Below are 13043 nucleotides of genomic sequence, written 5' to 3'. Positions count from 1 at the left end.
GGGCGGTAGATTATGAGGAAAGCGTGCATTTTACGTATAAGATGCAGGATTAAACCGATAAGACATATTTTTGGATTGCGTGTGCTACTCCCTGCTCGTTATTAGAGAGGGTCACCTCGTCCGCGGCAGCTTTCACCTCGTCAGGTGAGTTATCCATGGCAATGCCTTTGCCCGCAAAAGTCAGCATCGTAATATCGTTGAAGTAGTTGCCAATCGCCATGATCTCCGAAGGCATGATTCCTTTGGATTCGGCAAGCCTTTTAAGCGCAGCACCTTTGGACGCTTCGGGATGCATCAGGTCAATAAAAAAATCACCACTCCGTGTCATATAATAAGGCAGATTCCAGGTAGACCACTCCTGAAGTACGGCGTCCATCTGTTCAATCGGTCCAAATGCAGTGAACTTGGCCAGCGGTTCTGTCATGTCAACCCACTTGGGTAACTTCAGTGGCTCTGCCATAAAGTTGTAATACATCTCACGCACCTGCAATCCCAGACCTTCTGGTTGATCCACATACAGACCAAATGCCGTATTGATGTCAAAATGTACTTCATTGGTTCGACAGTAGGATATGATCGGCTCCAGTCCTTGTCCATCCAATGCAAAATGATGAACCACCTCACGAGTATCCACTTGCGCCGTTACAGCGCCATTATGTGTAATCACATATCCATCCAGTCCCATCTGCTCCATGAAAGGAATCGTATTGGCAGGACCTCTACCTGAACACAGAACGATCTCTGCTCCCTGACGGGAAGCTTGGATCAAGGTCTCCTGAGTCCATTCGGTTAGTTCATGATGGTCATTCAGCAGTGTTCCATCTACATCTAGTGCAATTAGTTTATACGTCATTCTGGCTTCATTCCTCATCTATTAAGTAGTCGCACCCACCCAAACCCTCCCTTCCGAGGGAGGGCCCCAGAGAGCTCTGCCCTCTGGACTCCCGTCTTGCTCATCGGTGGTAGGTCGGGTCTTGCTATGTAACGGTTGGCGTAGGAACGCTTGTTGCCGGGAACACCGCTTTTCAGCGGCGATCCCACCCAAGCTTAACCGGGACCATTTCGGGCAGGGCTTCGCTTTCTGCCCGGCTCCCTGCTCCGCTTCGCGCAGGACGGGAGCTTTACTTCCGCAGAAGGTTTAACTCGTCTGCGGTTAGTTCACGATAGCTTCCGATGGCTAGATCGGAAGCTAATTCAAGCTCACCCATGGCAACGCGTTTCAGATAGATCACTCGCTTGCCTACCGCCTGAAACATACGTTTCACCTGATGAAATTTCCCCTCGTGAATAATAAGCGAGATCGACGAGATCGTGCCTTCTTCGGTCTCTTCCCAGCCAAGTATAGTCAACTCAGCAGGCAACGTCTCGTATCCGTCATCCAATTGAATGCCCGCTTTGAAACGTTGCACATCCGCATCATCCACATTTCCCAATACACGGGCTTCGTAGGTTTTGGGCACATGCTTGCGTGGAGATAACAGATCATGGGCAAGTGGACCATCATTCGTGAGAATGAGCAGTCCCTCCGTATCCTTATCCAATCGTCCCACAGGAAAGGGATTGAACACCCGATCCTCTTTGCGCAGCAGATCCAGCACCGTCTTATCTCTGTTGTCTTCCGTAGCAGACACAACACCCGGAGGTTTATGCAGCATCAGATAGATCATCTCCCGGTACACAATCCGCTCTCCGTCAGCTTCAATGACGTTGACCTCGGGATTTACCTGTACACCACTATCTTTCACCGCCTTGCCGTCCACATGGATTCTGCCTTGCTTCACCATCTTTTTGAGTTCACTTCGTGTTCCCACACCCATATGACTTAACACTTTGTCCAGACGCAGCGTTTGTTTGCCTTTTCCACTCATACCGATGTCCACCTCCAGCCTGCCGGATATTCATTCTTCAATACACCATCCAGCCATTTTCCCCAGCCAGCGGCATAACCATCTACACACACAAGAACATACCCTTTGGCGACTGTATCCGCCTTGAGCACCACTCGTTCTTCTTCGATATTCAACGTTTCACCCTTGAGATACCTCACGGCTTCGCCATTAGCCGATGACAGATTCACGCTTCGCCGTGCCTCAGATGCATTCAGAGCACACGCAAGCGGGTGGGAAGGAACAAATCGGCCATTCTTGATTGTGCCCATAAACCAGCCTGGGCGAATGACTTTCAGTCCCTCCAACCTTGCTGCACCTACCGATGATTGATACACACGATCTCCGTAACATACCGTTTCTCCAGTTAGATCCATCTCCAATTGTTCTTTCATAAACGAAGTATAGATCGCAATCGGGTCCATACTTGCCGGATCAGCTCCGCGTCCCTGACCCCGTTCCGATTTACGTCCACTGTAATCTTTACCTTTTTTGCTCGATCTACTCGTATTCTTGCCTCCACCAGCTTGTCTGTCATGGGACTCTCTGGATTCGATTCGCAGCAAACGTTCCTTTTTACGATCAGCCTTGGTCATAGCAATTGAAGAAGCAGCAATAGAGTGATCCTGGTTCCCCTCTACTTCAATCCTGGACACATCCTCGACCTGTCCATACTCCATTGCTCCTTCTTGAACTACTCCTGGTTGATCTGTTTCGAGTCCTTGCTCTGCACGATGCTGTAATACAGCGACATAATGTCCTTCCCCTTCCAAAAGGTGAGGCCACAATCTTGCGGTACCACGCGTTTGATCCAGCACTTCTTTTGCATCATCAGCCTTCTCAGGCATCATCTGACGCACCCATTCCGGACGCCCTGGAGCGAATCCTGTCTCTTCAGGAATGTCCTTTACAACGAAATCACGGTTCACATTCAGAAACTCCGCAATCATTGCTTCATTTTCCTCCGGCGCAAAGGTACATGTCGAATATACAATTGTCCCTCCTGGAGCCAGCAATCGTGCGGCAGTCTCCAAAATATCCCGCTGCATGAGTACACATTTATCCACCGAATGATGTTCCCACGATTTCACCATGTCTTCATCCTTGCGGAACATACCTTCACCTGAACAAGGCGCATCAATTAATACTTTGTCAAAATAATGAGGAAATGCATTCGCGATCCGCTCGGGCGACTCATTCAAAACAACGGCGTTCCGCACCCCGTACAATTCCACGTTCTTGGCCAGCGCTTTGGTGCGTTCAGCATGGATATCGTTCGTGACAAGCACACCCTTGCCTTGCAGCTTCGCAGCAATCTGTGTTGTTTTCCCTCCTGGGGCAGCACACAGATCAAGCACACGATCACCAGGCTTCACCTGCAATAATTCAACTGGAGCCATTGCACTTGGTTCCTGTATATAATACAGACCAGCATGATAATAAGGGTGCAGCCCCGGTTTAACACCATGAGGTACATAGAATCCTGTCTCACACCAAGGAATAGGTCTTAGATCAAACGGAGCAATCTCATCGAACTGTTCCATCGATATTTTCAGCGTATTGACTCTCAGTCCCGCATGAGGAGACTGTTCATAAGATTTCATAAATTGTTCAAACTCATCACCCAGCAAACTTTTCATTCGCTCAGCAAATATCAAAGGTAACTTTACACCCATATTCCCACTCATCCTGTCTTGGTAAGATTGCAATATCGTTTTATTTTATCATATCCAAGCTTTGCTTTCCTATCATATCGTATCTATTCCACTACAGCGTGTAATGTAGTATAATGGCAAGTAGATTGATTCCTGAGCAAAAATCCGGGTGTTTATGCATATTATCCCAACCTATATTTTTGCCCAAACTATATTTCGATATGATCGATGGGGGATGTCCGATGAAATCCAAGAAGAAAAAGAAAAGTGCTGCGATCCTTATTTTCCTGGGTATTTTAGTCGTTATGATTGCTGCATTGGTTGTTGTAGACCAACAATCCAAGAAACAGATGGATTCAGTGGAAAATGCTTATGGCATCGCTGCTTCCAAGCTTAATCCAGCGACACGGGAGCTACTTAGCGATCCCAATTACCAACAAATCATTCTTCCCGCGGACCTCAAAGCCAAGATTGATAACAAAGACAGCTTCTTTGTTTATTTCTTCGCTTCCGACTGCTCGCACTGCCGTGCCACAACACCTCAGTTGATGCCACTGGTTGACAGTGAAGGTATTGAGCTTCCGCAGTTCAATCTGCGCGAATTCGAAGCAGGATGGACCGATTACAACATCGAGTTCACGCCTACACTCGTCTATTATGAAGCTGGTGTCGAGAAAGACCGTATGGTTGGCGGACTGCAAGAGAATGGCAGTGATCAAGGCTACACGTTAGACGATTACAAACAATTTTTCGAAAAATATAAAGGCAATGCCACTCCTTCGGCAAGCTAACGGATAGATACGTTTCCACAGTATCGCCGAGCAGGCACTTCGATCATCATACACTGTTCTAATAGAGGACAGGCTGTGCCACCTGCAATTATCTGAATATGATGCAACATTCAAAAACACCCCGATTGTTCCCTTCACAGGAATAATCGGGGTGTTTCATAACCATGGAATTTCATATCCATGAGATGCTCGTATGAATGCTAACGCTGATTACAACTCAACTTTCACCCTGCTTCATCGCCTTCATCTTCTCTTCGTATATACGCCCTCTGGTAGGACTCCGGCGTTGCGGAATATTAGGTTTTAGCTCAAGTGATCTTCTAGATATCTCTTGTTCCAAGACCTCATCAACAATTCGTATGGACAAATCCCTGTAGGACACAGACTGATCATCTGATTGGGACAGTTCCTTCACGATTTCCTGTACATCCCGTACCAAAGCCCCAAGGTCAATGCCCAGAATCGTATCAGGATAAGGTTCCAGAAGGTCAAGTGAACTCTGTAACATCATCGTTCCTCCGCGGAGATTGCCATTCCTGAAGTGGTATAAACCAACCGCAATCTGCAACAAACCTTTATAGAGAGAATCCCGGTTCCGTTCAAGCCACAATTCTTCCAGCACTTCATGGCACTCGAAATAATCCTGATCCCGATTGAAGTAGATTAAGTAATCAATGTACAGTGGCTCATAGATGCTCATCCGGGTTTTCGCCCTTTCTGGCGTTGTTCAGAAGTGTTTTCACGTCATCCAGCAAGTCTTTGAGCCCTTCCATATCATGTCGTTCCCAGTAATCGTTAAAACGCTTCTGTGCTTCAATCGCTTCACTGACAAGGTGGTAGAAGTATAATTGATGAATGATATTCAATGTTCTTGACACAATATTGGAATCATCCTCAAATGCCTTCTGTGCCTCCAAAATCTGTAGACGAATGGCAGACATCTCATTATCCAGTACAAAAGCGGCCTCCGCTGTTTTTTTCAACCTGGCTCGCATATCATCCGGTAAACTTTCCCGAAATTTGTAACTCAGAGAATGTTCAATGGTAGCCCAGAAATTCATGGCAAGTGTACGGATCTGAATCTCAGCCAATACGATCTTTTGTCCCAGAGCCGTCTGAACGGGATACTCAATAATCATATGGAAGCTGCGATAGCCACTCTCTTTGAAATTCGTAATATAATCTTTCTCAATGAGCACCGTGAGATCCTTGCGGCCTCGAATGTATTCGGCAACCCGACGGATATCATCTACGAATTGGCACATGATACGGATACCTGCAATATCCTCAATGCCTGTCTCCACGTCATCAAGCGACACATTCAGTCGTCTGGATTTCTCCAGAATACTGGATATTTTTTTGACACGACCGGTAACGAATTCAATCGGGGCATACTCTTCCCGTTTTTTCAGCTCCGCCCGCATTGTCTTAAACTTGACTTTTAATTCCTCTACCGCTTGTTCATAAGGAAGTAAAAATGTACCCCAGTCTCTACCGTCCATGCTTATGCCTCCTGTCTCTATAGCGTCCCCTGTTCTATTCCATTATACATGATGTTTGGTGGGGGGAAGAGTCCCGAACCATATTACGCTCTTCCATGCTTCTATATTTTCATACCGGGGAATCACAATCCTTCTTAACGATGCTCTGCACCAACCGCTTCAGAGATATGACGATAACCATCCTTGCGCAGTAACTCACGCAGTCCGGCATGAATGCGCCGATTCACCTCAGGTCCTTCATAGATCAATGCGGTATATATTTCGACCAGGCTTGCTCCGGCTTTAATCTTCTCGTATGCATCCTCACTTGTGAAAATGCCACCTGAACCGATGATAGGAAGTTTGCCTTCGGTCTGACGATAGATCTGGCGAATAATCTCCGTTGAACGTTCACGCAGAGGTTTACCGCTCAGACCACCCGTTTCCTTCGCATGTTGGTGAGAAAGTCCTGTACGACTGATGGTTGTGTTCGTTGCAATAATGCCAGCAACACCACTGTCTGCAATCGTGCGAACCATGTATTCAAGTTCCTGATCATTCACATCCGGTGCGATCTTCACCAGAACGGATTTGGTCGCTCCGCCTGCTCGCGCATGCTGCGCATTCATCTCGTTCATAACCGCAGCGAGCAGTTCCTTCAATTCATTCCCATGTTGCAGATTACGCAAATCCGGTGTATTTGGTGAACTGATATTCACCACGAACAGATCAGCATAATCGTATAGTGCCTGTATGCACTTGGAATAGTCCAGGTGAGCTTCCTCATTAGACGTTGCCTTATTTTTGCCGATGTTAACAGCCACTGGAATACGCCGATCCTGTAGACGTGCCAACTCACCTGCCATGGCTTCCGCACCAAGATTGTTGAAGCCCATTCGGTTCACCAAAGCCTCATCTGGCGGCAAACGGAACAGCCGTGGTTGGTCGTTACCTGGTTGTGCAAGTGGTGTCACGGTTCCCACTTCCATGAATCCAAATCCGATGGAAGAAAAGCCCGTTACGGCCTGTCCGTTTTTGTCAAGACCCGCCGCCAGACCAACAGGTGTAGGGAAATGACACCCAAACATGTCAACAGCCAGATCAGACGTTTCACGAACGCCGTACATCACTCGCAGTCCGGAAGGAACCGGACGGATACTACCCACGCCACTAAGGCCGCCAATAATCAGATGATGGGCCTGTTCAGGGTCCATTTTGAACAACAAAGGTTTAGCAAGACTTCTGTATAACAAATCACTCACTCCGTTCTGGTCCGGTACGCCAATAAGTCGTTTTCCGCCTTTTCATATGTAAAAAAACACTCTACACACAAGTCTATCTGTTTCTTATTAAAAAGGAAAGTAGTTTACGCATAGACACCACAAATCGAATCATGCAAAATGCTCACAAGAAATCCACCCGTCCACTGGTAATGACGAGTTGAATTCTTTACAATGAGAGCATGGTTACTCTACACCAGTTCTATTCCAATAAGGAGGAATAACTCATGGCTCCCAAACGTAAACCACCTGCATTACAGCAAAAGAAAGAAGAAGTGAATCGCAAAGCCATTGCATGGACTGCAGCATGTGTAGGCGGCTTGATCATCATTATTGGTGCTCTTATCATTATTGCCAATATGTAGATGATTCAGGCTAAACCCGTCTGATTCTACATATCCAACAGATCAATTCAGCCAATGATACGTTTTGTTCGGGTTATCCTGCTTTGGAACAAGCGTATGCTGATAACGCTGCTTTGCTTCTGGAACAAGTGTCAGATCTGGCAGTAAATCTTCTCCAATGCGTACCGGAGTACCTTGCGGAGCAAGAGCAAACAACTCTTCTACATCTCCTGTACGCATTCTCACACATCCAAGGGACTCATCCAGTCCGATACTGTCTGGCTCGTTGGTCCCATGGATAGCATAATTCGTGTTGGAGAGCTGCATCCCCCTGCTACCAAACTCACCATTCGAACGTCCATTCGGATTCACCACTTTATCCGTAATGACATATGAACCTTCCGGTGTTCGATCACCCCCAAGTCCCACATCATACATCCGAACAATCGTATCCCCACTGATTAATGCAAGTTTATGTATATCCTTATCAATGACAATCTCAAGCGGTTCCTGCAAAAAAGGTTGTCCTCCCAGCGTATCCGCAAAAGCGGCATTCTGTCCTTGAGACGAATTCGAAGTCGTCGAACTGTTATCTGCTCCACCGGCTTCACTCTTTCCTTGCTGTGCCTTTCCTTGATGCAAGGCAAGCAGCTTCGGAAACATCTCGGTCATGCCTGGCGCGGTCTCTCCGAGGATATTATTTGGAAATGGCTGAGCCATTTGCGTTACACTCTTGGGCCAAGCGTCATTTTTTTTGCGATAAGCAACAATTGCACTTGATAATGATGCAGCGGCTTCCTGCTTCGCGGTCCACGCCGTAGCCATCTTTTTGATCTTCGGCGTGACTTCTGGAGGTTCACAGTTACACTGCTTGGCATCATAACTCTGTGCAGTTAGTTTCCCGCTTGTATTCGTCTGCACAATGTATTTCACAGGCATATTTCGCTTCCACAAAGACCAATCCTCCGAGGTTTGCATTCCCAATACAGCCGAAGTCTCTACTTTTGGTCCAGATCCGGACCATGCAGCTGCGAGCGCAGCCTCACCATGATTGCCCCCGCCAAACGCCGCAGCGGTGAACACATTACTTGGTGGCGTGGCTGTACTTACAGCCTGTTTATCCGCCTCTACAGGCTCTGCGATGTCATCTGTGGATTCCAGTGCCGCCGATAGTGCGTCTGCCGCTTCACGACTGAAACCTGGAGCGTCCGCAGGTGGCAGACCAGCCAACACAAGCAGCATGAATAACGTAAGCCACATTTTGCGTCTACGTTGTTTTTTCTCCTTTTGCTCGGACATCTCCACCAGTTTCTCCTGATAGTCTACCCAGATGTCGGCAGGAGCTTTACTGCGCTCAAATGCCTCGTAGACCTCGCCCGCTTGCTGAAAGCAATAGTTGGCTTTGGCCTCCTGTCCTTCGCCCAAGTACTCCTTTCCAAGCAAATACCAGGCCATTTTATTGTCTGGATGTTTCTTGACATATGTTCTTAGATGAGTATTTTGCATCCGATCCTCCACTATTTCGCCTTTTTCCGTATATCCTTATATATCGGCATAAACAGTCGTTGAATCCATAGGACTTGAGTACCCGGTGGGAAAAAGGCATTTCGACAATGTTCGTCCTTGATCCACGGATCAGATAAATACAGATAGACGAAAACAAAAAAGCACCTTCCCTTGTCGTAAGACAACAGAAAGTGCTCTGTGAGCAAGTAAGAAATTAGCCCTCTTTATTGAAAGGCTCGTCCGCTACTTTGATTGAATCTGTAGGGCAGCCGTCGCATGCATCCTGCATATCGTCAAACAAGTCGTCTGGAATCGCTTTGATCCCTTTGTTAGCGTCGCCGTCAAAGATAACTTCTGCCAAACCTTCATCATCGTAATCGTAGATGTCTGGAGCCGTTGCTCCGCAAGCGCCACAAGCGATGCATGTGTCTTTTTCAACCCAAGTATATTTACTCATTTACATTCTCTCCTCCTATAATTCGAAACGTACAGTGTTTTTATCTAGAAACATATTAAACCAAAGTAAGAATAATTACAAATCATTTTGCAACCATAAGTCTCTATTATCCCCTATTTAATCAAGACTTTGCAAGTTATCTTTTTGCAGTGAAGTCCCCCGCACTTTATGATTACGAAGCAGTACGGAAGGATCGTCTCCAAGCATGCCTGCAGTCACAACAGCATTCTCACCAAATTTATCACGTAACTGATCCATAATCCGAATCAGATTGTCCTTTTTGGGCTTCTGCTCATATTCGAACAAGTCCATCTGCACAGCGGATTCCTCTCTTGGAATCAGGTTTTGAAGTGTCACACCCAGCATACGTACAGGCTTGCCACTTCCCCAATGCTTCTCAAATAATTGACATGCCTCGCGGTAAATGACCGCTGCATCCTCCGTAGGAACTTCCATTAGACGTGATCGGGTGATCGTCTTCATATCGGGTGTCCGGATCGTAATCTGAATACCCTGGCTGAACATTTCGTGCTTGCGCAATCTTCTGGCGACCTGGTCACTTATATTGAGGAATACCCGATGAATCTCATTCATATCCGATACATCCGCCGGCAGAGTTGTCGTATGCCCAATGGACTTATTGGCTTCCCGTTCTGCGTGAACCGCGGAATGGTTAATGCCATTTGCAGAGTTTTTGAGCCAGGCTCCATTGACTCCAAATAGTTCGGTCAACATGTTCTCATCCGACTTGGCCAATTGACCAATGGTTTCAATGCCTATTTTTTTCAACTTTTCAGCCGTTTTTTTGCCAATGCCAAACATTTCGTTACATGGCCTGTGCCAAAGAATCCGGGGTACGTCCCTCATGCGCAAAATGGAGATACCGTTCGGTTTTTTCAGATCCGAAGCCATTTTCGCCAATAATTTGTTGGGTGCAATGCCAATGGAACAAGGCAGTCCCAATTCATCCTTGATTCTACGCTGAATGCTCTCCGCAATCTCCATTGGATTCCCGAATTGCCTTGAGCCTGTAATATCAAGATAACACTCATCAATGGATGTTGCCTCAAGTTGAGGCGTATAACTATACGCAATCTGCATGAACGCTCTTGAATATTGACGGTATAGATGAAAATCGGGACGAATTACAATGAGGTCAGGGCACTTTTTCATGGCTTGGTGTACAACCATACCTGTTGAGATCCCTCGGTTACGAGCGGTATATGAGCAGGTTACAATTACACCCTTGCGCAGTTCACTACTACCCGCAACTGCCGTTGCTTTTCCTCTATATAGATCCGGTTCTTCCGCTTCATGTACAGAGCAGTAGAAAGCATTCATATCCACATGCAGAATCACCCGTCCGGCTGTAGGGTAATATTGATCCACATTCGCTGGAGGATTGCCGTCTGAAGACATCATGACCCCCGCCCTTTCATGTACACTAATTAATGAAAACTAAATTACTTTCTTCTATAGTATATCAAACCCGTTATGTAAATTCAGTCGCGGGCTTTTATTTTCTCCGAGATCTGATCAGAGATCGAATAACCAACCAGCCTACACTCACAAAAAATATCAAAGTGATCAGGGCAATAACTGTATTTTCCCATACAAAACTCAAATTCAACCCTCCTTTTCTTCCATATATTCCAATTAAAACTCAATAATAAATTATAACATACATCCGGATTATGATTAACATCCTTCTTTTAGCTCTAAAATCCGTTAATTGTTACATGAAACTGCGAATTCTATGTAGCATTTGGTTATAATGGTGCTATAATAATTAATTATACAAATTGACGACTTTAGGACAAATCAACGCTTCCAGTTTAACACAGTGTAGCGTTGCCGAATCGAAGGATTTGTCCACTAACGTCCTTAACCGATTTTCCCAACTAATAATCCAAACTTTTAAAGAGCGCTTTATCTCAAAGGAGGATCTTCATGTCAAAGGCCATTTCCATCTTCGATACGACTTTACGTGACGGCACACAAGGGGAGGGTGTCAGCTTATCGGCAGACGACAAACTCAAAATTGCCAAGAAGCTTGATGACCTGGGTGTCCATTATATTGAAGGCGGAATTCCAGGCAGCAATACCAAGGACATTGAGTTTTTCAAAAGAGTCAAGGAATTGAACCTGAACGCCAAGGTCGTTGCTTTTGGCAGTACACGCCGTAAAGGCAGCGTTGCTAGTGAAGACGCTAACCTGAAGCGCATGATCGAATCCGGTGCCCAAGCTGCAACCTTAGTCGGTAAATCATGGGACTTCCACGTGCATACTGCTTTGCAAACCACCCTGGAAGAGAACTTGTCCATGATCTATGATTCCATCGCCTATCTGAAACAGAATGGTATGGAAGTCATCTTTGATGCAGAACACTTCTTTGACGGATTCAAACATAACCCAGAGTATGCTCAAGCTGTCTTGACCAAGGCTCACGAGGCTGGAGCGGACTGGCTCGTCATGTGTGATACCAACGGCGGGACCATGCCAAACGAGGTGCACGAGATCGTATCAACACTGCATAGAAGCCTGCCTCATGCACATCTCGGCATCCATACACATAATGACTGTGAACTGGCTGTGGCCAACACACTAAGCGCTGTACAAGCCGGAGCCCGTCAGGTTCAAGGAACAATGAACGGTTATGGAGAGCGTTGCGGTAACGCCAATCTCGCATCCATTATCCCGAACCTGCAACTGAAGCTTGGCTATGAATGTGTTACTGAGGAGTCCATGCGACAACTTACCAACGTGGCTCGTTATGTTAGCGAGATTGCCAATGTAAACATGCCGATTAATCAGCCTTATGTCGGCAATGCTGCTTTTGCTCACAAAGGTGGGATCCACGTCTCTGCCATCCTGCGGGATTCGCGTACGTATGAACACATCGTGCCTGAACTTGTCGGTAACAAGCAACGTGTGTTGGTATCGGAACTTGCCGGACAGAGTAATATTGTATCCAAAGCGCAGGAACTGGGGCTTGAATTCGATCCAAGCAGTGCCAATTCACGTCAGATTATTGAGAAAATCAAAGACCTGGAGCATCAGGGTTATCAGTTCGAAGGCGCTGACGCCTCGCTCGAATTGTTAATTCGTGAAGCGAACGGTGACATGAAAGAATTGTTCACTTTCGAATCATTCAAAATGCTTGTGGAGAAAACGGCGGGCAAATCCGTAGTCTCTGAAGCTTTTGTCAAACTTAATGTAGCTGGGACAAGTGTCTATACCGCTGCTGAAGGTAATGGTCCGGTTAACGCACTCGATAATGCGCTTCGGAAAGCACTGGTGCAATACTTCCCTTCACTTGCCAACATGCATCTCTCGGACTACAAAGTACGTGTACTGGATGAGAAGGATGCCACTGCTGCCAAAGTTCGTGTTTTGATCGAATCCAAAAATACGGAAAACACGTGGAACACGGTTGGTGTATCCGAGAACGTAATTGAAGCCAGTTGGGAAGCTCTCGTGCATAGTTTCCGCTATGCGCTTCTTCAAGAAAAATTGCAGGATGAGCCGGGCACACTCCCTATTCCTGCTCACGGGCTGAGTAATCATTAAAGTGTATTTCCCGGAAAATAAAAAGAAGCCTCTGTACCCATGATTCATGGATGCAAAGGCTTCTTTCTTTGCA

At 46.5% G+C, this 13043-nt stretch carries 12 protein-coding genes; 3 read left to right on the top strand and 9 right to left on the bottom strand.

The window, feature by feature from the left end:
• Positions 1 to 49: 49 nt before the first annotated feature.
• From MKY85_RS10220 to MKY85_RS10210, 3 genes are all read right to left on the bottom strand, one after another.
• The gene (locus MKY85_RS10220) at positions 50 to 853 is read right to left on the bottom strand and encodes a Cof-type HAD-IIB family hydrolase (protein WP_342572515.1); all 804 of its coding nucleotides are present in this window, start codon (positions 851 to 853) and stop codon (positions 50 to 52) included.
• Between the two features lie 268 nt (positions 854 to 1121).
• Complete coding sequence (locus MKY85_RS10215) at positions 1122 to 1868, bottom strand: pseudouridine synthase (protein ID WP_342572514.1); 747 nt, start codon at positions 1866 to 1868, stop codon at positions 1122 to 1124.
• On the bottom strand, positions 1865 to 3562 hold the full coding sequence (locus MKY85_RS10210; protein ID WP_342572513.1) for an RsmB/NOP family class I SAM-dependent RNA methyltransferase: 1698 nt from the start codon (positions 3560 to 3562) through the stop codon (positions 1865 to 1867). Before MKY85_RS10210 ends, MKY85_RS10215 begins: the two co-directional genes overlap by 4 nt.
• Positions 3563 to 3783: 221 nt before the next feature.
• Here MKY85_RS10210 and MKY85_RS10205 point away from each other — a divergent pair, with 221 nt between their 5' ends.
• Positions 3784 to 4332: a thioredoxin family protein gene (locus MKY85_RS10205; protein WP_339241208.1), complete on the top strand. Its 549-nt coding sequence runs from the start codon at positions 3784 to 3786 to the stop codon at positions 4330 to 4332.
• A 217-nt stretch (positions 4333 to 4549) separates the two neighbouring features.
• Here the strand turns inward: MKY85_RS10205 and MKY85_RS10200 are convergent, their stop codons facing one another.
• The 3 genes from MKY85_RS10200 to MKY85_RS10190 all read right to left on the bottom strand — a co-directional run bounded on the left by MKY85_RS10200 (position 4550) and on the right by MKY85_RS10190 (position 7066).
• Positions 4550 to 5032: a DUF309 domain-containing protein gene (locus MKY85_RS10200; protein ID WP_339241206.1), complete on the bottom strand. Its 483-nt coding sequence runs from the start codon at positions 5030 to 5032 to the stop codon at positions 4550 to 4552.
• Positions 5019 to 5834 carry a GTP pyrophosphokinase family protein gene (locus MKY85_RS10195; RefSeq protein ID WP_124113953.1) on the bottom strand — a complete coding sequence of 272 codons (816 nt, stop codon included), beginning with the start codon at positions 5832 to 5834 and terminating at the stop codon, positions 5019 to 5021. Before MKY85_RS10195 ends, MKY85_RS10200 begins: the two co-directional genes overlap by 14 nt.
• Before the next feature lie 134 nt (positions 5835 to 5968).
• Entirely contained in the window at positions 5969 to 7066 is a 1098-nt protein-coding gene (locus MKY85_RS10190; protein WP_339241202.1) for a quinone-dependent dihydroorotate dehydrogenase, read from the bottom strand.
• 254 nt (positions 7067 to 7320) lie between these two features.
• Between MKY85_RS10190 and MKY85_RS10185 the strand changes: the two genes are divergently transcribed.
• Positions 7321 to 7458 carry a hypothetical protein gene (locus MKY85_RS10185; protein WP_339241200.1) on the top strand — a complete coding sequence of 46 codons (138 nt, stop codon included), beginning with the start codon at positions 7321 to 7323 and terminating at the stop codon, positions 7456 to 7458.
• A 42-nt stretch (positions 7459 to 7500) separates the two neighbouring features.
• Here the strand turns inward: MKY85_RS10185 and MKY85_RS10180 are convergent, their stop codons facing one another.
• The 3 genes from MKY85_RS10180 to MKY85_RS10170 all read right to left on the bottom strand — a co-directional run bounded on the left by MKY85_RS10180 (position 7501) and on the right by MKY85_RS10170 (position 10819).
• Positions 7501 to 8943 (bottom strand): L,D-transpeptidase, encoded by a 1443-nt coding sequence (locus MKY85_RS10180; protein ID WP_342572512.1) that lies wholly within the window; start codon positions 8941 to 8943, stop codon positions 7501 to 7503.
• Between the two features lie 214 nt (positions 8944 to 9157).
• Positions 9158 to 9400 carry a ferredoxin gene (locus MKY85_RS10175; RefSeq protein WP_090924741.1) on the bottom strand — a complete coding sequence of 81 codons (243 nt, stop codon included), beginning with the start codon at positions 9398 to 9400 and terminating at the stop codon, positions 9158 to 9160.
• A gap of 117 nt (positions 9401 to 9517) precedes the next feature.
• Positions 9518 to 10819, bottom strand: coding sequence for a DNA polymerase IV (locus MKY85_RS10170; protein ID WP_253442473.1), 1302 nt, complete (start codon positions 10817 to 10819; stop codon positions 9518 to 9520).
• A 531-nt stretch (positions 10820 to 11350) separates the two neighbouring features.
• On the opposite strand from MKY85_RS10170, the gene cimA reads away from it, so the two are divergent.
• Positions 11351 to 12970 carry a citramalate synthase gene (gene cimA, locus MKY85_RS10165; RefSeq protein ID WP_342572511.1) on the top strand — a complete coding sequence of 540 codons (1620 nt, stop codon included), beginning with the start codon at positions 11351 to 11353 and terminating at the stop codon, positions 12968 to 12970.
• The last annotated feature ends 73 nt before the right edge of the window (positions 12971 to 13043 follow it).

Source organism: Paenibacillus sp. FSL R5-0749, from assembly GCF_038595085.1.
Lineage (GTDB): Bacteria > Bacillota > Bacilli > Paenibacillales > Paenibacillaceae > Paenibacillus.
This window is presented reverse-complemented; position numbering and strand designations above follow the sequence as displayed.

Coding starts and splice junctions, on each gene's coding strand:
- MKY85_RS10220 (WP_342572515.1), bottom strand. CDS start 853: ATGACGTATAAACTAATTGCACTAGATGTAGATGGAACACTGCTGAAT.
- MKY85_RS10215 (WP_342572514.1), bottom strand. CDS start 1,868: ATGAGTGGAAAAGGCAAACAAACGCTGCGTCTGGACAAAGTGTTAAGT.
- MKY85_RS10210 (WP_342572513.1), bottom strand. CDS start 3,562: ATGGGTGTAAAGTTACCTTTGATATTTGCTGAGCGAATGAAAAGTTTG.
- MKY85_RS10205 (WP_339241208.1), top strand. CDS start 3,784: ATGAAATCCAAGAAGAAAAAGAAAAGTGCTGCGATCCTTATTTTCCTG.
- MKY85_RS10200 (WP_339241206.1), bottom strand. CDS start 5,032: ATGAGCATCTATGAGCCACTGTACATTGATTACTTAATCTACTTCAAT.
- MKY85_RS10195 (WP_124113953.1), bottom strand. CDS start 5,834: ATGGACGGTAGAGACTGGGGTACATTTTTACTTCCTTATGAACAAGCG.
- MKY85_RS10185 (WP_339241200.1), top strand. CDS start 7,321: ATGGCTCCCAAACGTAAACCACCTGCATTACAGCAAAAGAAAGAAGAA.
- MKY85_RS10180 (WP_342572512.1), bottom strand. CDS start 8,943: ATGCAAAATACTCATCTAAGAACATATGTCAAGAAACATCCAGACAAT.
- MKY85_RS10175 (WP_090924741.1), bottom strand. CDS start 9,400: ATGAGTAAATATACTTGGGTTGAAAAAGACACATGCATCGCTTGTGGC.
- MKY85_RS10170 (WP_253442473.1), bottom strand. CDS start 10,819: ATGTCTTCAGACGGCAATCCTCCAGCGAATGTGGATCAATATTACCCT.
- cimA (WP_342572511.1), top strand. CDS start 11,351: ATGTCAAAGGCCATTTCCATCTTCGATACGACTTTACGTGACGGCACA.